This is a genomic window from Roseburia sp. OM04-10BH, from assembly GCF_003462605.1.
GTDB classification, from domain to species: domain Bacteria; phylum Bacillota; class Clostridia; order Lachnospirales; family Lachnospiraceae; genus Roseburia_C; species Roseburia_C amylophila.
Genome location: NZ_QTZI01000007.1, coordinates 101,161 through 126,631, shown reverse-complemented (window position 1 = coordinate 126,631; position 25,471 = coordinate 101,161). Strand labels below are relative to the sequence as shown.

26 protein-coding genes and 1 other annotated feature are annotated in these 25,471 nt (G+C 42.8%); of the genes, 23 read left to right on the top strand and 3 right to left on the bottom strand.

Annotated features, from left to right (window positions below; all coding sequences use genetic code 11):
• Positions 1-110: 110 nt before the first annotated feature.
• The 15 genes from DXB43_RS09030 (at position 111) to DXB43_RS08955 (ending at position 15,438) form a co-directional block, all read left to right on the top strand.
• On the top strand, positions 111-380 hold the full coding sequence (locus tag DXB43_RS09030; protein WP_022242806.1) for a TM1266 family iron-only hydrogenase system putative regulator: 270 nt from the start codon (positions 111-113) through the stop codon (positions 378-380).
• Entirely contained in the window at positions 370-1,425 is a 1,056-nt protein-coding gene (hydE, locus tag DXB43_RS09025; RefSeq protein ID WP_117947390.1) for a [FeFe] hydrogenase H-cluster radical SAM maturase HydE, read from the top strand. Before DXB43_RS09030 ends, hydE begins: the two co-directional genes overlap by 11 nt.
• Positions 1,426-1,510: 85 nt before the next feature.
• The gene (gene hydG / locus DXB43_RS09020; RefSeq protein WP_117842320.1) at positions 1,511-2,929 is read left to right on the top strand and encodes a [FeFe] hydrogenase H-cluster radical SAM maturase HydG; all 1,419 of its coding nucleotides are present in this window, start codon (positions 1,511-1,513) and stop codon (positions 2,927-2,929) included.
• Positions 2,930-2,942: 13 nt separating this feature from the next.
• Positions 2,943-4,133 (top strand): [FeFe] hydrogenase H-cluster maturation GTPase HydF, encoded by a 1,191-nt coding sequence (gene hydF, locus DXB43_RS09015; RefSeq protein WP_117842319.1) that lies wholly within the window; start codon positions 2,943-2,945, stop codon positions 4,131-4,133.
• Between the two features lie 23 nt (positions 4,134-4,156).
• The gene (locus DXB43_RS09010) at positions 4,157-4,624 is read left to right on the top strand and encodes a YbaK/EbsC family protein (protein WP_117947389.1); all 468 of its coding nucleotides are present in this window, start codon (positions 4,157-4,159) and stop codon (positions 4,622-4,624) included.
• Between the two features lie 5 nt (positions 4,625-4,629).
• Positions 4,630-5,808 (top strand): MFS transporter, encoded by a 1,179-nt coding sequence (locus DXB43_RS09005; RefSeq protein ID WP_117947388.1) that lies wholly within the window; start codon positions 4,630-4,632, stop codon positions 5,806-5,808.
• Between the two features lie 38 nt (positions 5,809-5,846).
• Entirely contained in the window at positions 5,847-6,389 is a 543-nt protein-coding gene (locus DXB43_RS09000) for an RNA polymerase sigma factor (RefSeq protein WP_022242801.1), read from the top strand.
• The gene (locus tag DXB43_RS08995) at positions 6,386-7,135 is read left to right on the top strand and encodes a DUF4367 domain-containing protein (RefSeq protein ID WP_117947387.1); all 750 of its coding nucleotides are present in this window, start codon (positions 6,386-6,388) and stop codon (positions 7,133-7,135) included. Before DXB43_RS09000 ends, DXB43_RS08995 begins: the two co-directional genes overlap by 4 nt.
• Positions 7,136-7,234: 99 nt before the next feature.
• Positions 7,235-7,666 carry a hypothetical protein gene (locus tag DXB43_RS08990; protein WP_022242798.1) on the top strand — a complete coding sequence of 144 codons (432 nt, stop codon included), beginning with the start codon at positions 7,235-7,237 and terminating at the stop codon, positions 7,664-7,666.
• A 659-nt stretch (positions 7,667-8,325) separates the two neighbouring features.
• On the top strand, positions 8,326-9,489 hold the full coding sequence (locus tag DXB43_RS08980) for a starch-binding protein (RefSeq protein WP_158567210.1): 1,164 nt from the start codon (positions 8,326-8,328) through the stop codon (positions 9,487-9,489).
• 56 nt (positions 9,490-9,545) lie between these two features.
• Positions 9,546-10,772, top strand: a complete 1,227-nt coding sequence (locus DXB43_RS08975) for an extracellular solute-binding protein (RefSeq protein WP_242994255.1) — start codon at positions 9,546-9,548, stop codon at positions 10,770-10,772.
• 4 nt (positions 10,773-10,776) lie between these two features.
• Entirely contained in the window at positions 10,777-11,676 is a 900-nt protein-coding gene (locus DXB43_RS08970; protein ID WP_117947383.1) for a carbohydrate ABC transporter permease, read from the top strand.
• Between the two features lies 1 nt (position 11,677).
• A complete protein-coding gene (locus tag DXB43_RS08965) occupies positions 11,678-12,520 on the top strand; it encodes a sugar ABC transporter permease (RefSeq protein ID WP_117698341.1) in 843 nt (280 codons plus the stop codon).
• A gap of 17 nt (positions 12,521-12,537) precedes the next feature.
• Positions 12,538-14,346, top strand: a complete 1,809-nt coding sequence (locus DXB43_RS08960; protein WP_117947382.1) for a glycoside hydrolase family 13 protein — start codon at positions 12,538-12,540, stop codon at positions 14,344-14,346.
• A 66-nt stretch (positions 14,347-14,412) separates the two neighbouring features.
• Positions 14,413-15,438, top strand: a complete 1,026-nt coding sequence (locus DXB43_RS08955; protein WP_117947381.1) for a LacI family DNA-binding transcriptional regulator — start codon at positions 14,413-14,415, stop codon at positions 15,436-15,438.
• 174 nt (positions 15,439-15,612) lie between these two features.
• On the opposite strand, the gene DXB43_RS08950 is transcribed toward DXB43_RS08955, so the two are convergent.
• The 3 genes from DXB43_RS08950 to DXB43_RS08940 form a co-directional block, all read right to left on the bottom strand.
• The gene (locus DXB43_RS08950; RefSeq protein ID WP_117698344.1) at positions 15,613-17,607 is read right to left on the bottom strand and encodes a 2-isopropylmalate synthase; all 1,995 of its coding nucleotides are present in this window, start codon (positions 17,605-17,607) and stop codon (positions 15,613-15,615) included.
• An 86-nt stretch (positions 17,608-17,693) separates the two neighbouring features.
• Positions 17,694-17,924, bottom strand: a binding site (T-box leader).
• Positions 17,925-18,000: 76 nt separating this feature from the next.
• A complete protein-coding gene (locus tag DXB43_RS08945; protein WP_117698345.1) occupies positions 18,001-18,654 on the bottom strand; it encodes a zinc ribbon domain-containing protein in 654 nt (217 codons plus the stop codon).
• A 192-nt stretch (positions 18,655-18,846) separates the two neighbouring features.
• Positions 18,847-19,665 (bottom strand): hypothetical protein, encoded by an 819-nt coding sequence (locus DXB43_RS08940; protein WP_117947380.1) that lies wholly within the window; start codon positions 19,663-19,665, stop codon positions 18,847-18,849.
• 159 nt (positions 19,666-19,824) lie between these two features.
• Between DXB43_RS08940 and putP the strand changes: the two genes are divergently transcribed.
• The 8 genes from putP (at position 19,825) to rplV (ending at position 25,466) form a co-directional block, all read left to right on the top strand.
• The gene (gene putP, locus DXB43_RS08935) at positions 19,825-21,396 is read left to right on the top strand and encodes a sodium/proline symporter PutP (protein ID WP_117947379.1); all 1,572 of its coding nucleotides are present in this window, start codon (positions 19,825-19,827) and stop codon (positions 21,394-21,396) included.
• Positions 21,397-21,806: 410 nt separating this feature from the next.
• Positions 21,807-22,118, top strand: a complete 312-nt coding sequence (gene rpsJ, locus DXB43_RS08930) for a 30S ribosomal protein S10 (RefSeq protein ID WP_117698348.1) — start codon at positions 21,807-21,809, stop codon at positions 22,116-22,118.
• Positions 22,119-22,210: 92 nt separating this feature from the next.
• Positions 22,211-22,894, top strand: coding sequence for a 50S ribosomal protein L3 (gene rplC, locus DXB43_RS08925; RefSeq protein ID WP_022242791.1), 684 nt, complete (start codon positions 22,211-22,213; stop codon positions 22,892-22,894).
• A 27-nt stretch (positions 22,895-22,921) separates the two neighbouring features.
• The gene (gene rplD, locus DXB43_RS08920; RefSeq protein WP_022242790.1) at positions 22,922-23,542 is read left to right on the top strand and encodes a 50S ribosomal protein L4; all 621 of its coding nucleotides are present in this window, start codon (positions 22,922-22,924) and stop codon (positions 23,540-23,542) included.
• On the top strand, positions 23,542-23,841 hold the full coding sequence (gene rplW, locus DXB43_RS08915) for a 50S ribosomal protein L23 (RefSeq protein WP_022242789.1): 300 nt from the start codon (positions 23,542-23,544) through the stop codon (positions 23,839-23,841). The genes rplD and rplW overlap by 1 nt, the downstream gene beginning before the upstream one ends.
• Positions 23,842-23,909: 68 nt before the next feature.
• Positions 23,910-24,752, top strand: coding sequence for a 50S ribosomal protein L2 (rplB, locus tag DXB43_RS08910; protein ID WP_022242788.1), 843 nt, complete (start codon positions 23,910-23,912; stop codon positions 24,750-24,752).
• Positions 24,753-24,770: 18 nt separating this feature from the next.
• Positions 24,771-25,052 (top strand): 30S ribosomal protein S19, encoded by a 282-nt coding sequence (gene rpsS / locus DXB43_RS08905; protein ID WP_022242787.1) that lies wholly within the window; start codon positions 24,771-24,773, stop codon positions 25,050-25,052.
• Between the two features lie 27 nt (positions 25,053-25,079).
• Positions 25,080-25,466 carry a 50S ribosomal protein L22 gene (gene rplV, locus DXB43_RS08900; RefSeq protein WP_022242786.1) on the top strand — a complete coding sequence of 129 codons (387 nt, stop codon included), beginning with the start codon at positions 25,080-25,082 and terminating at the stop codon, positions 25,464-25,466.
• Positions 25,467-25,471: the final 5 nt, after the last annotated feature.

The window sequence follows — 25,471 nt, the reverse complement described above, 5'->3', positions numbered from 1 at the left end:
TCATAAAACCAGGGCTTAACAATTGTAATCCAAAAATAAATCTCTTATACTAAAAACGTAAAATAAGCGTTGAAATTGTATTGATTCAGAAAAACAAGAGGGACGAAGAAATGGCAGCAGATACCAGAGTGGCTGTAATCGGCATTGTAATAGAAAAGGACGAATCCGTCGGAGCATTAAATGAAATTTTACATGAATATGCAGCTTATATTATCGGAAGAATGGGAATTCCATACCGGGAGAGAGGCATAAATATCGTAAGTATAGCAATCGATGCGCCGCAGGATACCATCAGTGCACTGACCGGTAAGATCGGAAAATTACCGGGAATCAGTGTAAAAACAGCATATTCCAGTGTGGTGACCAGACATGAAGAATAGAGGAAAAGAGTTATTTAATAAGCTGTATCAGGATACACAGCTTACAGAGGCAGAATATAAAGAATTATTAGAACTGCATACCGATAAAGAAATTGCAGAGTACGGCTTTGAACTGGCGAGAAAAAGACAGAAAGAGACATTTGGAAATGAAGTCTATACCAGAGGACTGATTGAAATATCCAATTACTGTAAGAATGACTGCATCTATTGCGGCATCCGAAGAAGCAATCAGAATGCAGAACGTTACCGCCTGAGTGAAGAAGAAATCCTATCCTGCTGTGAAAATGGTTATGCATTAGGGTTTCGTACCTTTGTCCTGCAGGGTGGCGAAGACGGCTACTACACAGATGATTTACTGGAAGATTTACTTCATAAGATAAAAGCTGCTTACCCGGACTGTGCCATTACATTGTCCTTAGGAGAGCGGAGCCGGGAAAGCTATGAAAGACTTTACACGGCAGGAGCAGACCGCTATTTATTGCGTCATGAGACCGCGAATGAAGTCCATTATGGGAAGCTTCATCCGGCAGAAATGTCTCTTAAAAACCGCAAGCAGTGCCTGTATACCTTAAAGGAAATCGGTTATCAGGTGGGGTGTGGCATTATGGTAGGTTCTCCTTATCAGACCATAGATAATCTGGTGGAAGACCTTGTCTTTATGAAAGCATTCAATCCGCATATGGTAGGAATCGGCCCGTTTATTCCGCAAAAGGATACGCCGTTTGGAGAGATGGAGCCGGGAAGTCTTGAGATGACGCTGTTTTTACTGGCAATTATCCGCCTGATGCTGCCGAAGGTATTGCTTCCGGCAACTACAGCATTGGGAACTATCCATTCAAGGGGCAGGGAGCTTGGCATCTTAGCAGGAGGAAATGTGGTAATGCCGAATCTGTCACCGGTAAAGGTGCGGAAGAAGTATGCCCTTTACGATAATAAAATCTGTACCGGGGAAGAGGCAGCGGAATGCCGTGGATGTCTTGGCAACCGTATGGAATCCATTGGATATAAACTGGTGGTCTCAAGAGGAGATTCACCATTTATATAAATAAAGGAAATACAAGAGGTATTTCTTAAATCACCATATAATAACCAACGGGGAAGAGCTTCTGACCCGGAAGAAAGGAAACATTATGTATAACAAAGCATCATTAAAAGCAGAAGAATTTATCTGCCACGAAGAGATTGAAGAGACTCTGGCATATGCCGAGGCAAATAAGGACAATCTTGCCCTTATTGACGAAATCATTGCAAAGGCAAAATTACGGAAAGGGCTTACTCACAGAGAAGCATCAGTATTGCTGGCCTGCGAGAACGAAGAGAAAATCCAGGAAGTATATGACCTTGCAGAACAGATTAAAAAAGATTTCTATGGAAATCGTATTGTAATGTTTGCACCATTGTATTTGTCCAACTACTGTATCAATGGATGTGTGTATTGCCCGTACCATGGAAAAAATAAGCATATTGCCCGTAAGAAGCTGACACAGGATGAAGTGCGTCAGGAAGTAACGGCATTACAGGATATGGGACACAAGCGTCTGGCAATTGAAGCAGGCGAAGACCCGGTGAATAATCCAATCGAATATATCTTAGAGTGTATTAAGACCATTTACAGCATTAAGCACAAAAACGGCGCAATTCGTCGTGTTAATGTAAATATTGCTGCAACAACCGTAGAAAATTACCGGAAATTAAAAGAGGCCGGAATCGGAACTTACATCCTTTTTCAGGAAACTTATCATAAAGAAAGCTATGAAAAATTACATCCAACCGGACCAAAGCATGATTATGCATATCATACCGAAGCCATGGACCGTGCCATGGAAGGTGGCATCGATGATGTTGGCTTAGGCGTACTTTTTGGATTGGAACTTTACAAATATGAATTTGCAGGACTTCTGATGCATGCAGAACATTTGGAGGCAGTGCATGGAGTAGGACCACATACCATCAGCGTGCCACGAATCAAACGTGCAGATGACATTGACCCGGATGTATTCGATAATGGAATCAGTGATGATATTTTTGCAAAAATCTGTGCATGTATCCGTGTGGCAGTTCCATATACCGGAATGATTATTTCTACCAGAGAGAGCCAGGCGGTACGTGAGAAAGTTATCCGCCTTGGCGTATCCCAGATTAGTGGTGGTTCCAAGACTTCCGTTGGTGGATATGACCATCCGGAGCCGGAAGACGAACGTTCCGAACAGTTTGATGTCAGTGATACCAGAACGCTGGATGAGGTAGTGCACTGGCTGATGGATATGGGTTACATTCCAAGTTTCTGTACGGCATGTTACCGGGAAGGCAGAACAGGAGACCGTTTTATGAGTCTTTGTAAGAACCAGCAGATTTTAAATTGCTGTCATCCGAATGCGCTGATGACATTGAAGGAATATTTGATTGATTATGCTTCTGAAGATACCAGAAAAATCGGAGAAGCGTTGATTGCTAAGGAGATAGAGAAAGTACCAAATGAAAAAACAAGAGAAATTGCAAAACGTCATCTGAAAGAAATTGAGGAAGGACAGCGCGATTTCAGATTCTAGGAGGTCTTTAGCGATGTCATTGAATGAAACACCAAGTGCAAACCGGATACATATCGGTTTTTATGGCAAAAGAAACAGCGGAAAATCTTCTCTGATTAATGCATTTACCGGACAACAGGTAGCAATTGTATCGGATGTGGCGGGAACGACAACGGATCCCGTCTACAAAGCGATGGAGGTACATGGCATCGGCCCCTGCGTATTTATTGATACAGCCGGGGTTGATGATGTGGGTGAGTTAGGAAAAATGCGTGTGGAGAAGACGGAAAAAGCTGCAGAAAAAACGGATATTGCAGTATTGCTGTTTTCAGGAGAAGAATATAGCGCAGAGTTAGAATGGTTCCGTTATTTTAAAGAGAAACATACGCCGATTTTGTGTGTATTGAGCAAGGCGGATACTCTGACCGGTTCAGATGCTATAGCTGCACAGCTTAAGGAAGAGACAAAACAGGAAATTCTTGTTATCAGCTCGAAAAGCAAGGAAGATATAGAAAAATTTAAAGAAGAATTAATAAGACTTGTGCCGGATGATTATGGTGAAGAAACCATAACCGGAGCACTGGTAGAAGAAGGAGATTTGGTCCTTCTTGTTATGCCGCAGGATATCCAGGCACCAAAGGGCAGACTGATTCTGCCACAGGTACAGACCATCCGTGATTTGCTGGATCATAAATGTCTGGTAATGAGCTGCACAACGGATAAGTTAGAGGATACGCTGGCGGCGCTGGCGCGACCACCGAAGCTTATTATTACTGACTCCCAGGTTTTCCGCACAGTATATGATAAGAAGCCGCAGGAAAGTCTTCTGACCTCATTTTCCGTATTGTTTGCAGAGTACAAGGGAGATTTCGCTTACTACAAAGAGAGCGCAGCAGCCATTAGCAGTCTTACGGAAGAATCAAAGGTACTGATTGCAGAATGCTGCACCCATGCACCACTGAAAGAGGATATCGGCAGGGAGAAAATTCCGAATATGCTGAGAAAACGTATCGGAGCAGGACTGACAGTGGATATCGTCAGCGGAACAGATTTCCCAAAAGACTTATCTAATTATGATTTAATAATTCAGTGCGGAGCCTGTATGTTTAATAAAAAATATGTCATGACGAGAATTGAACGTGCAAAAGAACAGAAAGTTCCAATGAGCAACTATGGTGTTGCCATTGCATATCTGTCTGGAATTCTTGATAAAATCAGCTATTAGAAATGATGAAAGGAAGCGTAACTATGTCAATCGAACGCGCGCGAGCATATTTAAAAGAATTTGGAATGGAGGAGCGGATTATGGAGCTGGCAGAATCCAGTGCGACAGTGGAACTGGCAGCAGAAGCGCTTCATTGTGAGCCGGAGCGTATTGCAAAGACGCTTTCTTTTCTGGTGGGAGAACAGCCGATTCTGATTGTAGCTGCAGGAGATGCAAGAATCGACAACCACAAATATAAGACAACCTTCGGAACCAAAGCAAAAATGATACCGGCAGCGGCAGTGGAAGAATATATCGGACACGCCGTTGGCGGAGTCTGCCCTTTTGGAATCAAAGAGGGTATAAAAGTATATCTCGATGAAAGCCTGAAAAAATTTGAAACAGTATTTCCGGCATGTGGCAGTGGAAACAGTGCCATTGAGCTGACAATCCCGGAACTGGAGCAGTGCTCCGGATATTCAGAATGGGTTAATATCTGCAAGGAGGAGTAACAGCTATGACGCAATTACTGTTGGCAATTATTTATCTTGCGTTTATCAGTCTGGGACTGCCGGATTCCCTACTGGGATCTGCGTGGCCAACCATGTATATACAATTTGATGTGCCAATTTCCTATGCCGGAATTATTTCTATGATTATATCCGCCGGAACAATTGTATCCAGTCTGCAAAGTGACAGACTTACGAAGAAGCTTGGAACCGGAAAAGTAACTGCAATCAGCGTAGCTGCAACGGCGGTGGCTTTGTTTGGATTTTCTTTTTCCCACTCCTTCTGGGCATTGTGCCTGTGGGCAATTCCCTACGGTCTTGGCGCAGGGAGTGTAGATGCGTCTTTAAACAATTATGTGGCATTACATTATGAAAGCCGCCATATGAGCTGGCTCCATTGCATGTGGGGTGTTGGAGCAACGGCAGGTCCTTACATCATGGGAATTGCACTTTCCATGGGACAGGGATGGAATATGGGCTATCGATATATTGGTATTATACAGGTGATATTAACTTCTGTTTTAATATTTAACCTTCCGTTGTGGAAAGGAAGGACAGAAGAGACTGAGGTGGAAGAACTACAGACAGACCCGGCAGAAAACGGAAAGAAGGTTTTATCGGTTCGCGAAATACTAAAGATTAGCGGAGCCAGGGAAGTAATGCTCTGTTTCTTCTGTTACTGCGCACTGGAGCAGACCGCCGGATTATGGGCAAGCAGTTATCTGACTTTACATAAAGGCGTGTCAAGCGAAATGGCAGCAATCTTTGCAAGCCTCTTTTATATTGGAATAACGGTTGGACGCGCCATAAGTGGCTTTATCACAATGAAATTAAATGACATACAGATGATACGACTGGGGCAGGGAATCATCGTAGCTGGAATCGTGGCAATGATATTGCCGGGAAGCAATATACTGGCAATGGCAGGATTGGTTCTTATCGGATTGGGATGTGCACCGATTTATCCATGCGTCATTCATTCTACTCCGGCTCATTTTGGGGCAGACAAATCCCAGGCAATTATAGGTGTGCAGATGGCATTTGCTTATATCGGAACCATGCTTATGCCGCCGCTGTTTGGGATGATTGCCCGTGGAATTTCGGTGGCGCTGCTGCCGTTTTATTTATTTGCAATACTGGTTGTAATGATAATCATGCATGAACTTTTAACAAAGAAAACGGCATAAGCGTCGGAAAAGAACAGCAGAGGAAATGGGAGCGTGTTATGTTTCAGTTACTTGAACTAATCGAAAATGAAGAGGACAGGGAATTTTGCAGAAAGTTGAGTGAGCAGTTTGACTCTGCAATGTACCATGTGGCATATGGAATTTTAAAGAATTCTGCAGATGCGGAAGATGCTGTGCAGGAAAGCTATATTGCAATTATAAATAATTTAGATAAAATTTCTCGTGAAAACTGTCATGAAGCGTGGAACTATATTGTTACTATAGTTAGGAGCAGAGCAATTAATGTATATCGTAGGCGGAACCGCGAAAGCAAAATGGATGAGGATACGATTGAAAATCTGCTGCAGGAGTCTCAGGGGGACGGAGAAATCTTTGAACTTCCGGATGGCAGCAGCATGTCGGAACTTATCGGCAGAATGAAATATCCATATAAGGACGTATTATATTTACGATATTATAATGAATTGAGCTATGAAGAAATTGCAACTGCTCTTGACACAACAGTTGACAATGCAAGACACATTTCCAGCAGGGCAAGGAAGAAACTGCAGGAAAAGTTAGAGAAGGGGAATTCATTATGACAGAACAGGAACTGAAGGATGCCATCACATCGGCGTGTGAGGCAGATTATAAGCACGCAATGGCTGCACCAAAGCATCGCTTTTCAAGGACATTTCGAAAGAAAATAAAAGTGCTGCTGCAACCGGGCATGGGAAAACGCACGATACCGGCACTTTATCCGGTGCATGGCAGACGGCGTGTCATTATGGTTGTGGCAGTACTTATATTGATTCTCGGAACAACCGTAATGGGCAGAGGCTTTTTCCAGAGTCTGCTCGGAAAATATATTCTGACCGGGTATACCGACCATGTGCAACTGAATCTGGGCGAACCGGAGAATCTGGAAATGGTGGCAATAGAGGACAACGAGAAGAACACAATGGAGATTGGTGCTGAACCGGATTCAGAGGAAGATTTTGAATTTGTCTGCAAGAAACCGCAGTGGGTGCCGGAAGGGTATACACTGGAGAACGAGGTTCATGAAGAAGAATGGGGAATATATGAACAATGTTATACAAACGATAAGGAACAAGGCATGCTGTATCGGCAGATGAACAATGATGCAGTAAACAATTTGGGAATCAGTTCTAATGGAAGTGAACAGCAGGAAGTTATGATTGAGAATCTTAAAGGATATTTTATTCCGGATGATACATTGGATGAAGGAAGAGGGAATTTCGTTTGGGAAGATGGAAATTATCTCTATATGATTACAGGAGTTTTAACAAAAGAAGAATTAATCAGGATGGCAGAAACAATAAAATAGTAAGTGAAATAAAATAATATTAAAAAATTGGAAAAAATTGTCATAAAACCTCGTTTTCGTTTGTTACATAAGTAGAGCAGGTGGAAAGGAGGTTTTGTAATGGAAAGAAAAACATTAAAAAAGAAAATCCTGGGTATTTTTTGCACGTTATGTCTTTGTATATGTATGACAAATGGCACTGCAGTAGTGTATGGTGCAGGTGTTGATAGTTGTGTGGACAGAATAGTAGAAGCAAGATATGCCAATATTGCAGCCTATAGTACAGGGCTAAGGCTGAATGGTTCTACATTTGCGGCACGTGCAGAGGTTAATGCAAAAGTAAAAGCATCCATATCAACTACTATGACACTACAGAGACAGTCCGGTACAAGATGGTCAGATGTAACAAGCTGGTTTGATTCTACAACAGGCTATAATTTGATTTTGTCTAAGAATTACGTCGCTGGCACGAGAGGAAATTATCGTGTACGTGCAGTTTATACTGTGAATGGTGAAACAATAACAACATATAGCAGTACAGTCACCTATTAGCAGTAAAGGGAGAAAGTCATTTCGAGATATAAGAATGAGCAAAAAATACGGGAGAAAAGCACGAGAGGCATGAGCAATATTTATATCGACGGTAAAATCGGTATATCAGAGGATGAAAAATGAACATATTCACAATCAAAATCATAGCATTAATCCTGATGCTGATTGACCATATAGGCGAGTTCTTTCCGGACTCGCCTATATGTTATGTGCCAGGGAGATATCCTGCAACGGAAAGCGTGGAAAAAGTTTTAAATGGCTGTTTTATGCGGCATATCCGCTGCAATTTCTGGTATTGTATGGCATAAGTTATTATAAATAAGAAAGGTATATCGGCTGCTGCCGATATACCTTTTTTGCGAGAAATTCGCAAAGCGTATTTCTTACATTTCCTGGTATCTGGTAAGGAAACCACAGGGAAACTGTTTCGTTAATAATTCACAAAAATTTCCTCTTTGTGCACATTGATAAGAAATCACTGTGAAACATCTACAAAAAATCCAAAACAAATTAGTAAAAATAACCATAAAATAAGGGAAAACGATTACCTAAATAAGAATTGACCGACAATTTTGGGTGAAATATAATCAGCTTATCAAACAAAAAGCGCGCAGATTGTTTTGGAAGATACTGATGAAGGATGTATAGGAGGAATGTTTATGAGTAAAGTGATGAAAAAAATAATCGCATTTTGCTTTATGGCAGTATTGACGATAGCCATGATACCGCAGACAATAAAAGCAGACGAAGCAACGGATGCAAAGAAAGCAGTATATGTACAGGTGCCACAGGACTGGGAAAATCCATGTGTCTGGGCATGGGATGATGATGGAAATAATGCATTTGAGGCGTGGCCGGGCGAAGAGATGGAAGCAGACAGCGCAAATGAAGGCTGGTATTATATCTGGGTTCCAACCTGGGTAAATCATGTGATTGTAAATGCCAATGACGGAAATGTCCAGACTGCGGAGCAGGTGCTGGATGGAGAAAAGGACTGCTGGATTACCGTAACAGATGCAGATAATGCAGAAGTAACCTATGACAAGCAGACCACCGGTGAGACGCCGGAATATGTGGAGAAATTTGCAGTCCATGCAAAAGTAGATGCAGGCTGGGAAAATCCTTGCCTCTGGGCATGGTCAGCACCGGATGGAACTAACGCATTTGAAGCATGGCCGGGCATGGAAATGAAGCAGGATGACAACGGCTGGTATACCGCCAAAGCTCCAATCTGGGTAAATTCTATCATTATCAATGCCAACGAAGGAAGTGTTCAGACCGATGACATTTCTATTGATGCCGCAGAAGTCTGGGTTACAGTAGATGCAGACGGAAAAGCAGATTTTAGTTATACAGACCCGGATAAAGCAGAGGTGGCAAATATAACCGTACATGTAATCACACCGTCTGACTGGGATGCACCTTGCCTTTGGGCATGGTCGGCACCGGACGGAACCAATGCATTTGCATCCTGGCCGGGCGAAGCCTTAGAAGAAGGCGAAAATGGATGGCTCATAAAAGAAGTACCGGGCTGGGTAAATTCCATTATTGTCAATGGAAATGAAGGAAGTGTTCAGACCAGTGATATTTCTGTGGATACAGGAAAGGATATCTGGCTTGTGGTAAAAGATGCCGATAACTTTGAAGTAAGCTATGAAGAGCCACAGGTAGATGCGGCAGCAGAACCGGCAACCGAAGCTCCGGCAGAAACAGCAGAAGCAGGAAGCAACAATACTGCTCCAATCGTAATCGGTATTGTAGTTATTGCAGCAGCAGTTGTGATTATAATAGTTGTAGCAAAGAAAAATGCAAAAAATAAATAAAGATTAAACAAATAAGAACCAAGAAAAAGTCACAAGTAAAAGACAGGAGGACAGAAGTGAGAAGAAGAGTTAGAAGTAAATTGATGTCAATGGCACTTACACTTACCATGGCAGCAGGATTGTTAAGCGGCTGTGGTGGAAACAGCGTGTCAGAGACGGATAAGACTACCATAACAATCTGGCATGATAAAGAAGATGCAGTGGCGGAAGTCCTTCAGAAGAAACTGGAGGAACTGGAACCGGATGTACATGTTGTGCTGGAGAAGAAAAGTGATTTGACAGAAAGCCTTAAGATGGTGGGAAGTGACCCGAAAGCAGCACCGGATATGTATTTCTTTGCCCATGATAAAATTGGAGTATATGCAGAGATGGACATTCTTGCACCGATTACAGACATTATCCCGGAAGAGGAGCTGGATGTATATATGGATAATACCTTAGAGGCAGCAACCTACAAGGGAGAAATCTATCAGCTTCCTGTCTATTACGAGACTTTGTTATTCATGTATAACCGGCTTTATATGAAGGATGATGAAGTGCCGCAGACTACGGAAGAACTGTATCAGTATATGCAGAATAACACTGCCGGCGGACATTATGGCTTTGTGGAACAGCACAGTACGCCATACTATGCAGCAGGCTGGATCAATGGCTTTAACGGTACGATTCTTTCAGCCGACGGTACACCGGGGCTGGATTCCAAAGAAACCATTGCAGCCCTGGAATATCACAAGAAATTTGTGGATTTGATGCCGGGCGAGACGGAGTATGCAACGGTAAATACCCTGTTTAAAGAAGGTATGGCACATTCTACCATTGCAGGGCCTTGGCTGGTGCCAACCGTAAGAGAAAGCGGAATGGACGTTGGCGTGGCAGCAATGCCGGTAATTGACGGGACCGGAAATCCGATTTCTCCATATATGGGAGTGCAGGGAATTCATGTACTGAAAAATGCTGCAGAAAATAAGAAGGATGCGGTAGAAAAAGTACTTCGTGCCCTGATGGATCCGGAAGTAGAGGTGGATCTTGCAAAAGCAAGCGGCTGTGCACCGGCGATGGAAAGCTGCTATGAAATGGATGAAATCACATCAGATGAAGTGGTTATGGCAATGCACGATACCGCAGAACATGCAGTACCGATGCCGAATATTCCGGAAATGGATGTAATGTGGACGGTGGTTGGTAATCTTTTAACCGATGTCAACATGAGTGGAAAAGATGTGACGGAAAGTGCAGAGGCGGCGCAGCAGGAGGCATTGCAGTTGATTGAAAGTATGAGGTAACAAATTGAAGAAAAATAAGAAAAAAGAAATCCTGTTTGCCTATTCCTGGTCAGCACCATCCCTGATACTGATTTTGCTCATCGTAATCTTTCCAATCCTGTATACCGGGTACATTTCACTGACCAATATGAATGTGTATCACTGGAATAATTATGAACTGATTGGACTGAAAAATTATAAGGATGCCCTGCTGGTGCTGGATAATGGCTTTATACAGGCATTTCTGGTAACGATTTTATGGACAATTATAAACATGGTGTTGCAGCTTATCATAGCATTCTTGCTGGCAAATCTGCTGAACCTAAAGCGGCTCCGCCTGAGAAATCTATATAAGACGCTGCTGATTTTCCCCTGGGCAATGCCGGGCTATGTATCCATTCTTCTGTGGAAAACAGGAATGTTTAACTCCCAGTTTGGCTTGCTCAATCAGTGGCTGGCAAAGTACAACATCGGGCCGGTAAAATGGCTGGGCAGCGATGGTATGGCATTTTTATGCTGTACCACCGTAAACCTCTGGCTGGCACTTCCATTTATGATAACGATTATGGACGGTGCATTGCAGAGTATTGAAAAGAGCTTTTACGAAAGTGCTGTTTTGGACGGAGCAACCTGGTTACAGAAAATGTGGTATATTACGATTCCGATGATCAAGCCAATCATTGCACCATCGGTCGTAATTACAACATTCACCACCTTTAAGCAGTTTGATATCCTGTTCCTGCTGACGCAGCAGGTGGGTGCCAAGACCGGGTCGAATCTGCAGACAATCCTGACCTATGCCTATGAAAAGGCATTTATAACGAACAATTACGGCTACAGTTCTGCAATTTCCATGATAATATTTGTCATTCTGATTGTATTTTCTGTGCTGACCAATATGAAGCCAAAGGAGGAGACGGACTAACATGAAGAAACGAACCAGAGAAAATATTGGACTCGTCTTTGCAAATATCTTTCTTATCCTGCTTTGCTTTGTGGTATTGGTGCCGGTATTGTATGCATTTTCCGTGTCCCTAAATGCGGATAACAGCTTATTGAGTACAAATTTTTCTTTCCTTCCGAAGCATTTCACCCTGGCAAATTATAAAGCAGTATTTACGGAAAAACCGATTATGCTGTGGCTGAAAAACAGTCTGATATTAGCAGTAGTAACCCTTGGCATTTCCCTTGGAACAGGAATTCCGGCGGCATATGTTTTCTCCAGAAAGGAATTTCCGGGCAGAAAAGCAATCCTTCGGACATTGATACTGCTCTATGCATTTCCATCCCTGCTTTCCATGACAGCGCTGTATAAGCTGCTGTCACCCATGGGACTGATTAATACCAGAACAGGTCTGATTATTGTATACACGGGAACTATGGCAGTATTTGCCCTGTGGAATATGAAAGGATATTTTGACACGATTCCGGTAGAAATTGAAGAGGCGGCAATGATTGACGGTACAACGCCTGTGCAGCTTGTGACGAGAATCGTACTGCCGCTTGCAAAGCCGACCATCGCAGTAACAGCAATGATGGTGCTTATCTATGTATGGAATGAATACATTTTTGCAATCAATTTTATGACAGGTTCCGATACTTATACGTTAGCAGCAGGCTTATATTCCCTGCAGGCAACGGAAATGAGCGGAAGTTGGCCGATATTTGCGGCAGCGTCCATTGTGGTATCGATACCAATTCTGATTGTGTTCTTTGCACTTCAGAAAAATATGACAACCGGACTGACCTCCGGAGGTGTAAAAGGTTAAGAAAGGCTGGACAGAGAATGAACAAAAGTGCAATTTTACATATACCCATGTCACAGTATGCATATGGAACAGACGAAGAGCATGTGACAATCCGGCTCCGTACAGCCAAAGATGATATCAAACGCTGCAGGTTGTATTTCGGAGACCGGGCATGCCGCCTGACACCGGTAATTTTCACGGAAGCAGAAATGCATGTGGTGGCAGGCAGTGAATTATTTGACTATTATGAGGTGAAACTGGTGCGCCCCTATAAGCGGCTGTGCTATTATTTCAGGCTGGAAAGTGGGACGGAAGAAATTTATTATTACGGAGACTGCTTCAGTGCAAAACTGGTGGATGACCGCTCCGAATATTACCAGCTTCCTTTTAATCACAGAGCAGACATTGTAAGACCGCCGGAGTGGGCGAAGGATGCCGTTATTTACAACATTTTTCCGGACAGCTTTGCTACAGGAAAAACGTATATCAGCGGCAAGCCAACAGAAGCCGCCTTTGAAGGAAATGTGGTAAGAGGAAAGCTGGGAGGCTGTCTTAAGGGCATTACCGAAAATGTGGATTACCTGAAAAACCTTGGCGTCAATGCCATCTACATTAATCCGATATTTGCAGCAGGCGAATATCATAAATATGATTTGCTGGATTATTTTCACATTGACCCATGCTTTGGAACAAATGATGATTTTAAAGATCTGGTGGACACCTTCCATGCCAACGGAATCCGGGTGATTATTGATGGCGTATTTAACCATTGCGGCTGGCATTTTCCGGCATTTGAGGATGTGGTGCAGAAAGGCGAAGCATCCGATAAAAAGGGCTGGTTCTATGGATTGCAATTCCCGGTTATCCGCCCCAAAGACCCGGAGGAGTATCCGAATTACGAATGCTTCGGTTACGAGCGGATGATGCCAAAGCTTGATACGGCAAACCCGGAAGTGGCGGATTTTATCTGCAAAGTAGGGCGATACTGGGTGGAAGAATTTCACACAGATGGCTGGCGGTTAGATGTGGCAAGTGAGATTAATGATGCCCTGTGGCGCAGATTCTACCGGGAAGTAAAAGAAGTCAACCCGGAGGCAATCTTAATCGGTGAAGTCTGGGAGACTGCCAATCACTGGCTGGATGGAACCATATTTGATTCAACGATGAATTATGATTTTCGGAAACACTGTAAACGCTTCTTTGGAGAAGAGAGCATCAGCAGCGCAGCATTTGACAGCCGGGTTACAAATATGCGGATGCGTTACCGGGAACAGACCGTGTTTGCACAGTTAAATCTCTTAGACAGCCATGATGTGAGCAGGTTCTATTCCCTTTGCAATGAAAATGAATGGCAGTACCGGCTGGCACTGATTTTCCAGATGACATTTCCGGGCATGCCGTCCGTTTTCTATGGTGATGAGCTTGGCATAACCGGAATTGAAGAGGCGGACTACCGGCAGGCAATGCCATGGAAACAGGCATGCAAAGCAAAAGCCACGGAAGAAAAAGAACTCCGGGAGAAATCCTTTGAACAGAATTTGCCCGATTCTCTTTTTACTTTTATGCGGAGTCTGATTCAGTTACGCAGGAAAGAAGAACTGCTGCGAAGAGGTGATTTCCGTACGGTTTACACCCAGGAAAAAGGCGGACTCTACATTTATGAAAGATATAGTGCTACAGAGCGGATTCGTGTTATGATAAACAGGAATGAAGAACCGATGGACGTTGCGGCATTTCTGGCAGAGTCGGGCAGTGGACAGAGTGAGATTCTGTTGGTGCATGGACTGCTGGGAAGCAAATTAGACGGCTACGGTTATGTAATAATAAAAGGCAGAGTGGAAGAGTGATAGCACGCATTGCATGGTAACAGGATATCGGGCAATAGCATGCAGATATGATGGCGGAAAATTATTTTGGCGCAGAAAGGACAGAAAATGGCGGTTACGATTAAGGATGTGGCAAAGCAGGCGGGAGTGTCTACGGCAACGGTCTCAAAGGTTATGAACGGCTCTTATTCCATTTCTCAGGAGACCATAGACCGGGTGAAAAAGGTCATGCAGGAACTGGATTACCATCCGAATCTCCGGGCGAGAAATTTTGTCACACAGTCTACAAAGACCATTGTCTTTGTGACCTCGCTGGGGAAGAATGCAGGATTTGCCAACCCGCATATGTTTGAAATGGTATGCGGAATGGAGCATGTCTTAACGGAAAAGGGCTATAGCCTTGTGATAAAGAATATGTCATCTGTAGAAGCGAGGGATTATATCCACAAAGCAGCAGAAGAGAAGGCGGCAGACGGCTATATCATTCATGCGGCTGTAATTTCCAAAGAACTGGATGAAATGATTTTTCAGGAATCCATTCCACATCTAGTGATTGGCAATCCTAACTTTACCAGCCATTTCTGCTGGATTGATATTGATAACCGCCTGGCGGGTGAGCTGGCAGCGAAACATCTGCTGGAGCAGGGCTGTCAGTCCCTTGCATTTATTGGTGGAACGGAAGAGGATAAGATTTCCATGCACCGTCTGGACGGCGTGTTGTCGGTTCTGAATGAGCATGATGTGCTGGTGCCGAAAGATTATGTGCAGCGAGGGGAATCCCAATGTGACAGTGGATATGAGATGACCAAAGAGATTCTTTCCAATAAAGTAAGACCGGATGGCATTATCTGTGCCAACAATTACATTGCCTATGGCTGCGTCAATGCATTACATCATGCCGGAATAGAGATACCTTCGGATATCAGGGTCATTACTTTTGATGATTATCCATTTTCACAGATATTGAAGCCGCAGCTGACCGTAGTAAATATTGATATGTATGACATGGGAATACAGGCGGGAAAATACATCCTCCAGAAAATCAGAAAACCGAATCTGTATGCCCAGTCTTATATTACAATCCCGACATTGATTGTAAGGCAGTCGACCTGATATCGTAGCTGACTGATATCGCTGCAATCAGATACGGCAGTTAATCAGACCCGATGGCCGGTTGGAAATAACAGTTTGCCGGGAAGATAGAAACTACGAAAAAACGCTTAGTCCGAGTACTTTTTTAGTACAAGGTCTAAGCGTGTTTCTTTAATTAAATTCTTAAATCAAGATTTATTTACTACAGGAATTGCGGTACTGTACCGGTGTCATCTCGTATTTCTTTTTAAAGAGGCGGTTGAAATGCTCTACATTCTGATAACCCACGGAGTATGCAATGTTTTCAACAGTCATATTTCCGTTCTTTAAAAGAGTTCTTGCTTTTTTCATGCGGACACCCTGAACCAGTTCAACGAATGTTTGACCGGATTTTTCCTTAATATATTTGGAAATGTACGGCTCAGAGAGGTGGAACTGTTTTGCCATATCCTCTAAGGTGACGGTCTGGTAGTTTGTCTGAATGTAATTCTTCATTTCCATTAAGCGCTTATCCTGAATCTCAACACTGGATTTTATGGAAGGAACCTGATTTACTGCAACAACCAGTGCGCTGATAGAGGATTTGATGATATCGTCGTCGATACCAACACCCCAGTACATCTGACCATAGCAGGTGATTCCTACATAGGACATAGCCTTGGAAGAGGAACCATGGCTCAAAGCGTGTTCTTCGTATATGGACAGCTCATAGCTGATGCCGAAGTACTGTTTGATAATGTTGCTGACAGCATCCAGACGGCCATTTCCGTTGGCGCTTACCAGGCGGTTCTGCCCACCATGAACAATCGTAGCTTCTGCCATAATACCATCCACCTGTTTGAAGTGGCATTCTTCGATCTGGAAGTAAGGCTGGCGTTTTACATACTTATCTTCAAAGATTTCATATACCCACTGTGGAGACAGCTCTTTGTGCTCTTCATCGGAAACATGTTTTACCAGATAGCCGACTTCCTCACGCATTTTCTCTGGCAGAGAAATGCCAAAGTTCTGTTTCAAAATGTAGTTTACGCCACCTTTACCGGACTGGCTGTTGATACGGATAACGTCAGAATCGTAAGTTCTGCCCACATCCATTGGGTCAACCGGAAGATAAGGGACAGACCACTCGTTGAGCTTTTTCTCTTCACGCCATGCCATACCTTTGGCAATGGCATCCTGATGGGAACCGGAGAAAGCGGTAAATACCAGATCACCGGCATATGGCTGACGTTCGTAAACGTGCATTCTGGTAAAGTTTTCATATTTCTCGCGGATTGCAGGCAGGTTGGAGAAGTTAAGCTTCGGATCAACGCCGTGTGAGAACATGTTCATGGCAAGTGTGATGATATCTACATTACCGGTACGCTCTCCATTACCGAAAAGAGTTCCTTCGATACGGTCGGCTCCGGCAAGAATACCAAGCTCTGCGTCACAGACACCGCAGCCACGGTCATTGTGTGGATGCAGGGAAAGTGTTACGGCATCACGATATTTCAAATGCTTGTGAATGTATTCTACCTGAGTGGCAAATACATGCGGCATTGCATTTTCAACAGTGGTTGGAATATTAATGATTGCCTTATTAGAAGCCTTTGGCTGCCATACATCAAGTACTGCGTTGCAGACTTCCACGGCATAGTCCACTTCAGTTCCCGGGAAACTTTCCGGGCTGTATTCGAAGGAGAAGTTACCTTCGGTCTCAGAAGCCAGTTTATTCAAAAGCTTTGCCCCGTCAATGGCGATCTGTTTTACTTCCTCTTTGCTCTTTTTAAATACCTGCTCACGCTGTGCAACAGAGGTAGAATTGTAAAGATGAATGACTGCGTGCGGAGCACCTTTTACCGCTTCAAAGGTTTTCTTGATGATATGCTCTCTTGCCTGGGTCAGAACCTGGACGGTAACATCGTCCGGAATCATATTGCGGTCGATTAAGGCGCGCATAAAGTTGTATTCTGTCTCGGAAGCAGCAGGGAAACCAACTTCAATTTCTTTGAAACCAATTTTAACCAGCATTTCAAAGAACTGCAGCTTTTCCTCTAAGCTCATCGGCTCAATCAGAGCCTGGTTGCCATCACGTAAATCAACGGAGCACCAGATAGGCGGCTTGTCGATATAATCCTTCTTTACCCAGTCATAAGTACATTCAGGCGGCATAAAATATGCACGCTGATATTTTTCGTATCCTTTCATATTGAACCTCCAAAAAAATATTCTGATTATGTTGCAGCGTAACCTGCGTAAAAAAAATCTTCCGTCTCTATCATTCGAAGATGAATCATAGAGACGAAAGAAAACCTTCGCGGTACCACTCTGTTTCATGTTGTTACATGCACTCATTAGCACTATCATGCTATTCCCGGGTAACGGTGGGAGTCCGTCGCGACCTACTATAGGGTTCAGCCGGCAGCTTCAAGGCGAGTTCACTGTATTCCTTCTGCCGTCTTGCATCAACCGGCGGCTTTCTGAGAGAATTCCTGACAGTTACTATTCCTTTTCATAGCCTTTTTCAAATGTCTTTGGTAATACTAACACAAAAAAGTACATTTGTGTATGATTAAATTTAATCACTTATATTGATATATTTTAATAAGGAATCTGACCACTCTTGCTATATTTATTCCAAGCACCCTGATACTGGAAAGTTGCCACAATAGCATAAATTGCTGCCACAAGAATCAGCCATCCGCCAAACTCTCCCGACGAAAGGAATACGAAAATGGTATTAATGACGCCATAGACACAAAGTAAAATGGAGCATACACGGCTCTGCGCAAGATGAATAGCAAGTCCGAGTCCGAGCATAATTGCAGCATCAATCAGTGAGGTATAATTATGTAAAAAAGCAATAAGAAGCAGATTAATTCCTACACATATATAAATGATAACAGAAGAAGCAATAATATTTCCTCTGTATTTCTTGCAGAGTGGAGAATGATAGAAATCGTGTTTACTCATTCCCTGTGGAACCTGATTCGGTGCAGCGTATGGATTGCCATAAGGATATTGCTGAGCATTGTTAAACTGAGGCTGTCCATTATAAGGGTTCTGCTGAGCATTGTTAAACTGAGGCTGTCCATTATAAGGGTTCTGCTGAGCGTTATTAAATTGGGGCTGTCCATTATAAGGATTTGGCTGTCCGTTGTATGGACGCTGGTTTGGCATTGGAGCCGGTGCACCGCAGTTCGGGCAGGTTCTAAAGTTATCTGGATATTGTGTTCCGCATGATTGACATTGCATAAAATGTCTCCCCCTTTTGTATTCATTATATTATATAAGGTAATGCAGATGTATTGTATTCAGGTCGTTGACAGAATGAAATCATCTTTCTCTCAAAAACCTTAAAATATCATCGAATCACCTATATCATATCATTCTATCTGTTTTCCTGATATCTGTAAACAATAAAATAAGAAGAAATCCCCATCTGCCTTACACGCTGGCATCAATATGAGCTGCTTTTTTGCGTAGCCCGGAAAGATGGATATTAATTTCGCGTCGTACAGACTGAGCAGTGACAGGTTCTTCACCAGACTTATCGTCATGCTCTGCTTTGACCAAATTGGCAGTGTGCTTATCTGAGCCATCATCCGCTGCACCCACAGACTCTTCGGCAGAATCTGAACCGGAAGAGATTTCTGCATTATCGGTAGAATCGGATGTCGTTGCATCGGTTGAATCGGCAGAACTTTTATCCTTATCGGCTGGACTTACATCTTCGTAAGGCTCTTTGTCCGGTTTTGCCTGATATTCCGGCGTCTTGGTATAATCATTGTGTTCTTTTTCAATGGCATAGGTGCGCTTTAAAATCTGCTCTAACATAGCCTTTTTCTTGGCTTTTGGAATGTGGGGGTCATTGGAAACCGTCTTAACCTCAGACATAAACTGCCCCATTTTATAGAGTTTTAGCTTCTCAACGTCCTTTTTGGTACGGCAGTTTTGAAGCTGTTTACGGTAAGCTGCCACTTCTTCCTTTAGCTTTTCATGTTCTTTTAGGGCATCCGGATTGACTTTTTCTAAATACTGTTCTTCCTCCGGAGTTAATTCCTGACCGGAATCTAATTTTGCCTGAAGCTCCTGCTGGAAATTACTTTCGTGCATCTGGGAAATCTGTTCCTGATAATGCTGTAACAGGCGTTCCTCCCGGGTCAGCTCCTGGTTCCGTTCTTTTTTGGTGGGACGCTGCGGAAGTCCTTGTTCCTTTTTCCGTTGGGAAAGAACCACAAGTGAATTTTCGAGTTTGAGATTCATATCTTTTCCTCCTTGAAAAGTTCTGTGAAAATCCATTTTCACATATGCTGTTTATGAGAATCTACTATATAAATAATATCGGCAAAATAAAATAAGACTTTACAACAAAACAAACAATTGCTATTCTAAATATTAAGTAATTTAAGAGGAGGACATTTTATGTTTAACAGTAACGTGCTGTGGATTCTTGCGGCATTTGTGGTATATATGGGTGTGATGATTGCCATAGGTGCGAAATATATGAAAAGTACAAAGAATTCAGAAGATTATTTTCTTGGAGGAAGAGGCTTAAGCGGCTGGGTGGCAGCATTAAGCGCACAGGCATCTGATATGAGCGGATGGCTTCTGATGGGACTTCCGGGTGCGGTATATGCATTTGGAACCGGTCAGGCATGGATTGCTATTGGACTGTTTATTGGAACGGTCTGCAACTGGATATTTATTTCCGGAAGACTGCGCAGATATACCATCCGTGCCAATAACTCCCTGACTTTACCGGAGTATTTCCAGAATCGTTTCCATGATAAGAAGAATGTGTTGTTGTGTATTTCTTCTATAGTAATAGTCGTATTCTTCCTGGTATATACTGCATCTGCATTTGCAGCAGGCGGAAAATTGTTCCATGCAGTAACCGGTGTTGATTATACCGTAGCTTTAACTATCGGTGCAGTTGTTATTTTACTGTATACCTTCATGGGAGGTTTTATGGCAGTATGTGTAACAGACTTTATCCAGGGAATGCTGATGCTGGTTGCACTTCTTGCAGTGCCTCTGATGGCATATGCGGTGGTAAGTGGCAATGGCGGATTAAGAGAACTTTTAGATGCTAGCGGAGTAGCAGGAGGAAGCGATTCCTATATGAGCCTCTGGCAGAATGGTGGAGAGCCATATCGTGCCATCGATATTATTTCACAGCTCGCATGGGGATTGGGATATTGCGGAATGCCTCATATCCTGACCAGATTTATGGCGGTAAAGAGCCAGAAAGAATTAAATAAATCCAAAGGTATTGCAATTGTCTGGGTAGCATTATCCTTAACCTTTGCCTGCATCATCGGTGTGGTTGGAAGAGCGTACCTGTATCCGGAAGTGCTTGGAAGCGCCGGGGCAGATTCTGCGGAAAATGTATTCATTAATATGATTACACATTTGTTTACGAAGCAGTATGCATTGCCGTTTGTTGCAGGAATCTTCCTGTGCGGAATCCTTGCAGCAATTATGTCTACTGCAGATTCACAGCTTTTAGTAACCGCATCTTCCGTATCAGAAGATATATACAAAGGTGTAGTAAATAAAGAAGCAAGTGATAAAAAGGTTCTTATGGTCAGTCGTATTACCGTAGTGGTAGTTGCGATTATTGCTTATATCATTGCACTGAATCCGAACAACTCCATCATGGGACTGGTATCCAATGCATGGGCAGGCTTTGGCGCCGCATTTGGACCACTGGTAGTATTATCCCTGTTCTGGAAGCGTACGAACAAACCGGGAGCAATTGCAGGAATTATATCCGGCGGTCTGGCAGTTATCATCTGGGATTATATTCCTTTGATGAAAAACGCAGACGGTGCCATGGTAACACTTGGAACCGGAACCGGAATCTATTCCCTTCTGGTAGGATTCTTCTTAAGTTTAATCTGTATCGTAATTGTGAGTCTTTGCACCAAAGCACCAAGCGAGGAAATGCAGAAAGAATTTGCAGATGTTGCTGACAAGAGCATAGAATTATAATAGAAAAGAAAAGCTGTTTATTTGCAATGGCAAAAGGATGCCGGCAAGTAAACAGCTTTTTATAATGAAAAAACAAGGCAGAAGTGAAAAATACCGTAAAAAAGATAGGAAATGGATTGTACACAAAAAAATACAATTTTTCTAAAAAAAGTATTGCAAAAGCGTAACCTGTCGTGTATACTAATCCTTGCTGTGACATTGATAGCGTAGAAGCGTGAGGTTGCTGCCCACTGTGGCAGGTTTTCCGTGGAGCGAATGTCAAGTTAGGAAACTGGCGACAAGTCACTGTATCACGAATATGGTCTACAGAGGTAGAAACAACGTGTGTAAAGTTTATGACACACACGGAGAAGTGTACAGTCACCGCTTGTCGTACTGAATTAAAGTGCGAAAAGGAGGCGACTTTTTTTATGGCAAGTCAAGTAATGAGAATCACATTGAAAGCTTATGATCACGAATTAGTAGATTCATCAGCAAAAAAAATCATCGAGACTGTAAAGAAAAATGGATCACAGGTGAGCGGACCGGTGCCGCTGCCAACTAAGAAAGAGGTAGTTACCATTCTTAGAGCAGTACACAAGTACAAAGATTCCAGAGAACAGTTCGAGCAGAGAACTCATAAGAGACTGATTGATATCATTGCTCCGACACAGAAAACAGTTGATGCATTATCAAGATTAGAAATGCCGGCTGGTGTCTACATCGATATCAAAATGAAATAAAGTCAAAACAAGTAGTAAATCCTGAGGGGCCGCAAGGCTTTCTAGGATGAACGGGAAACCGTTCCGCTGTAGAAAAAACAGGAGGAAAGATAATGAAGAAAGCAATTTTAGCAACAAAAGTCGGAATGACTCAAATCTTCAATGCAGACGGCGTATTAGTGCCGGTAACTGTATTACAGGCTGGTCCTTGTGTAGTAACACAGATTAAAACTGTTGAAAACGACGGATACAGTGCAGTACAGGTTGGTTTTGTTGACAAGAAAGAAAAAGTTGTAAACAAAGATGCCAACGGTAAGAAAGAAATCAGAAACAGACATGGCGTAAACAAAGCTGAAATGGGACATTTCAAAAAAGCTGGTGTGTCTGGAAAGAGATTTGTAAGAGAGTTCAAGCTTGAAAATGCAGCTGATTATAATCTTGCAGATGAAATCAAAGCAGATATCTTTGCAGAAGGCGATCATGTAGACGCAACTGCAATTTCTAAAGGTAAAGGATTCCAGGGCGCTATTAAGAGACTTGGTCAGCATAGAGGACCTATGGCTCACGGTTCTAAATTCCATCGTCATCAGGGTTCCAATGGTTCCTGTTCTACACCTAGCCGTGTATTCAAGGGCAAAGGAATGCCGGGACATATGGGAAGCGTTAAGATTACAACTCAGAACCTTGAAGTTGTAAGAGTAGACGCAGAGAACAACCTGCTTTTAATCAAAGGTGCTGTTCCAGGACCTAAGAAAGCTTTAGTAACAATCAAAGAATCAGTAAAAGCAGCAAAATAGTGCATTTAAGAAAGGAGGAACACACAGATGGCTAAAGTATCTGTTTATAATATGGAAGGCAAAGAAGTTGGCAATATGGACTTAAACGATGCTGTATTCGGTGTAGAAATTAACGAACATCTGGTACACATGGCAGTAGTTCAGCAGTTAGCTAACAATCGTCAGGGAACTCAGAAAGCTAAGACACGTTCTGAAGTATCCGGTGGCGGAAGAAAACCTTGGAGACAGAAAGGAACTGGTCATGCAAGACAGGGTTCAACAAGATCTCCACAGTGGACTGGCGGTGGTACAGTATTCGCTCCAGTACCAAGAGACTATTCTTTCAAATTAAACAAGAAAGAAAAGAGAGCAGCTTTAAAATCTGTTTTAACATCTAAAGTTCAGGAAAATAAATTCATCGTTGTTGATGAGCTGAAATTAGACGAAATCAAAACAAAGAAATTCGCAGAGGTTATGAACAATCTGAAAGCAGACAAAGCATTAGTTATTTTAGGCGATATGGATACAAACGTAATCAAATCCGCTGCAAACATTGCAACTGTTAAGACAACACAGACCAGCGAAATGAACGTATTTGATGTATTGAAATATGACACAGTAGTAGCAACAAAGGCTGCTGTTGAAAAAATCGAGGAGGTGTATGCATAATGGCAAACGTACAGTATTATGATGTAATCCTCAAACCAGTAGTAACTGAGAAGAGTATGGCAGCTATGGGAGAAAAGAAATATACTTTCTTAGTACATCCGGAAGCTAACAAAACCATGATCAAAGAAGCAGTTGAGAAAATGTTCGAAGGCGCTAAGGTTGCCAAGGTTAACACAATGAACCAGGAAGGCAAGAACAAAAGACGTGGTGCTGTAGTTGGAAAAACTGCGAAAACAAAGAAAGCTATCGTTCAGTTAACAGAAGATAGTGCAGATATCGAGATTTTCTCCGGACTGTAAAATCCGGGAAACTCAGCTAGGCACAGAAAAGTGCGATAATAAACTTATTTATTGAAAGGAGAAAAACAATGGGAATTAAGACATATAACCCATATACACCTTCCAGAAGAAATATGACTGGATCTGATTTCTCTGAAATCACAAAGAAGACTCCTGAGAAATCCCTTACAACTTCTTTAAAGAAGAACTCCGGTCGTAACAATCAGGGTAAAATTACAGTAAGACACCAGGGTGGTGGAAACAGAAGAAAATACAGAATCATCGACTTCAAGAGAAGAAAAGATGGTATCCCGGCAACTGTAATCGGAATCGAGTACGATCCAAACAGAACAGCTAACATCGCTTTAATCAGTTATGCAGATGGCGAGAAAGCATATATCCTTGCTCCAGAAGGATTAACAGACGGAATGACTGTTATGAACGGAGCAGAAGCAGAAGTAAGAGTTGGAAACTGCTTACCACTGGAGAACATTCCGGTAGGTACCCAGGTACACAACATTGAGTTATACGCTGGCAAGGGCGGACAGTTAGTACGTTCTGCAGGTAACAGCGCACAGTTGATGGCTAAAGAAGGAAAATACGCAACACTTCGTCTTCCTTCAGGAGAAATGAGAATGGTTCCTCTGAACTGCCGTGCATCCATTGGTGTAATCGGTAACGGTGACCACAACCTTGTAAATATCGGTAAAGCAGGACGTAAACGTCACATGGGTATCCGCCCGACAGTCCGCGGTTCTGTTATGAACCCGAATGACCATCCACACGGTGGTGGAGAAGGTAAGGCACCAGTTGGACGTCCAGGTCCATGTACACCTTGGGGCAAACCTGCTCTTGGACTTAAGACACGTAAGAAGAAAAAAGCTTCTAACAAGTTAATCGTAAGAAGAAGAGACGGCAGAGCTATTAAATAGTAGATAGGAGGAAATAAAATGGCAAGATCACTTAAAAAAGGACCATTTGCAGACGAAAGCTTACTGAAAAAAGTAGATGCTATGAACGCAGCAAATGATAAATCAGTTATCAAGACATGGTCACGTCGTTCCACAATTTTCCCATCCTTCGTTGGACATACAATTGCTGTTCATGACGGAAGAAAACATGTTCCTGTATATGTCACAGAGGATATGGTTGGACACAAACTCGGTGAGTTCGTAGCAACAAGAACTTACAGAGGCCATGGAAAAGACGAGAAGAAATCAGGCGTTAGATAAATAGAATTTTGAAAGGAGGTTTCACTCATGGCAAAAGGACATAGAAGTCAGATTAAGAGAGAAAGAAATGCAGTAAAAGATACTAGACCTTCCGCAAAGTTGTCTTATGCAAGAATGTCAGTTCAGAAAGCTTGTTTCGTATTAGATGCTATCCGCGGTAAAGATGTTGAGACAGCACTTGCGATTGTAACTTACAATCCAAGATACGCATCAAGCGTAATAGAGAAGTTATTAAAATCTGCTATTGCAAATGCAGAGAACAATAACGGAATGAGCACAGAAAACCTTTATGTTGAGGAGTGCTACGCAAACAAAGGACCAACAATGAAGAGAATCAGACCAAGAGCACAGGGTAGAGCTTACAGAATCGAGAAGAGAACAAGCCACTTAACAATTGTGCTGAATGAAAGATAGGAGGG

Coding starts and splice junctions, on each gene's coding strand:
- DXB43_RS09030 (WP_022242806.1), top strand. CDS start 111: ATGGCAGCAGATACCAGAGTGGCTGTAATCGGCATTGTAATAGAAAAG.
- hydE (WP_117947390.1), top strand. CDS start 370: ATGAAGAATAGAGGAAAAGAGTTATTTAATAAGCTGTATCAGGATACA.
- hydG (WP_117842320.1), top strand. CDS start 1,511: ATGTATAACAAAGCATCATTAAAAGCAGAAGAATTTATCTGCCACGAA.
- hydF (WP_117842319.1), top strand. CDS start 2,943: ATGTCATTGAATGAAACACCAAGTGCAAACCGGATACATATCGGTTTT.
- DXB43_RS09010 (WP_117947389.1), top strand. CDS start 4,157: ATGTCAATCGAACGCGCGCGAGCATATTTAAAAGAATTTGGAATGGAG.
- DXB43_RS09005 (WP_117947388.1), top strand. CDS start 4,630: ATGACGCAATTACTGTTGGCAATTATTTATCTTGCGTTTATCAGTCTG.
- DXB43_RS09000 (WP_022242801.1), top strand. CDS start 5,847: ATGTTTCAGTTACTTGAACTAATCGAAAATGAAGAGGACAGGGAATTT.
- DXB43_RS08995 (WP_117947387.1), top strand. CDS start 6,386: ATGACAGAACAGGAACTGAAGGATGCCATCACATCGGCGTGTGAGGCA.
- DXB43_RS08990 (WP_022242798.1), top strand. CDS start 7,235: ATGGAAAGAAAAACATTAAAAAAGAAAATCCTGGGTATTTTTTGCACG.
- DXB43_RS08980 (WP_158567210.1), top strand. CDS start 8,326: ATGAGTAAAGTGATGAAAAAAATAATCGCATTTTGCTTTATGGCAGTA.
- DXB43_RS08965 (WP_117698341.1), top strand. CDS start 11,678: ATGAAGAAACGAACCAGAGAAAATATTGGACTCGTCTTTGCAAATATC.
- DXB43_RS08960 (WP_117947382.1), top strand. CDS start 12,538: ATGAACAAAAGTGCAATTTTACATATACCCATGTCACAGTATGCATAT.
- DXB43_RS08950 (WP_117698344.1), bottom strand. CDS start 17,607: ATGAAAGGATACGAAAAATATCAGCGTGCATATTTTATGCCGCCTGAA.
- DXB43_RS08945 (WP_117698345.1), bottom strand. CDS start 18,654: ATGCAATGTCAATCATGCGGAACACAATATCCAGATAACTTTAGAACC.
- DXB43_RS08940 (WP_117947380.1), bottom strand. CDS start 19,665: ATGAATCTCAAACTCGAAAATTCACTTGTGGTTCTTTCCCAACGGAAA.
- putP (WP_117947379.1), top strand. CDS start 19,825: ATGTTTAACAGTAACGTGCTGTGGATTCTTGCGGCATTTGTGGTATAT.
- rpsJ (WP_117698348.1), top strand. CDS start 21,807: ATGGCAAGTCAAGTAATGAGAATCACATTGAAAGCTTATGATCACGAA.
- rplC (WP_022242791.1), top strand. CDS start 22,211: ATGAAGAAAGCAATTTTAGCAACAAAAGTCGGAATGACTCAAATCTTC.
- rplD (WP_022242790.1), top strand. CDS start 22,922: ATGGCTAAAGTATCTGTTTATAATATGGAAGGCAAAGAAGTTGGCAAT.
- rplW (WP_022242789.1), top strand. CDS start 23,542: ATGGCAAACGTACAGTATTATGATGTAATCCTCAAACCAGTAGTAACT.
- rplB (WP_022242788.1), top strand. CDS start 23,910: ATGGGAATTAAGACATATAACCCATATACACCTTCCAGAAGAAATATG.
- rpsS (WP_022242787.1), top strand. CDS start 24,771: ATGGCAAGATCACTTAAAAAAGGACCATTTGCAGACGAAAGCTTACTG.
- rplV (WP_022242786.1), top strand. CDS start 25,080: ATGGCAAAAGGACATAGAAGTCAGATTAAGAGAGAAAGAAATGCAGTA.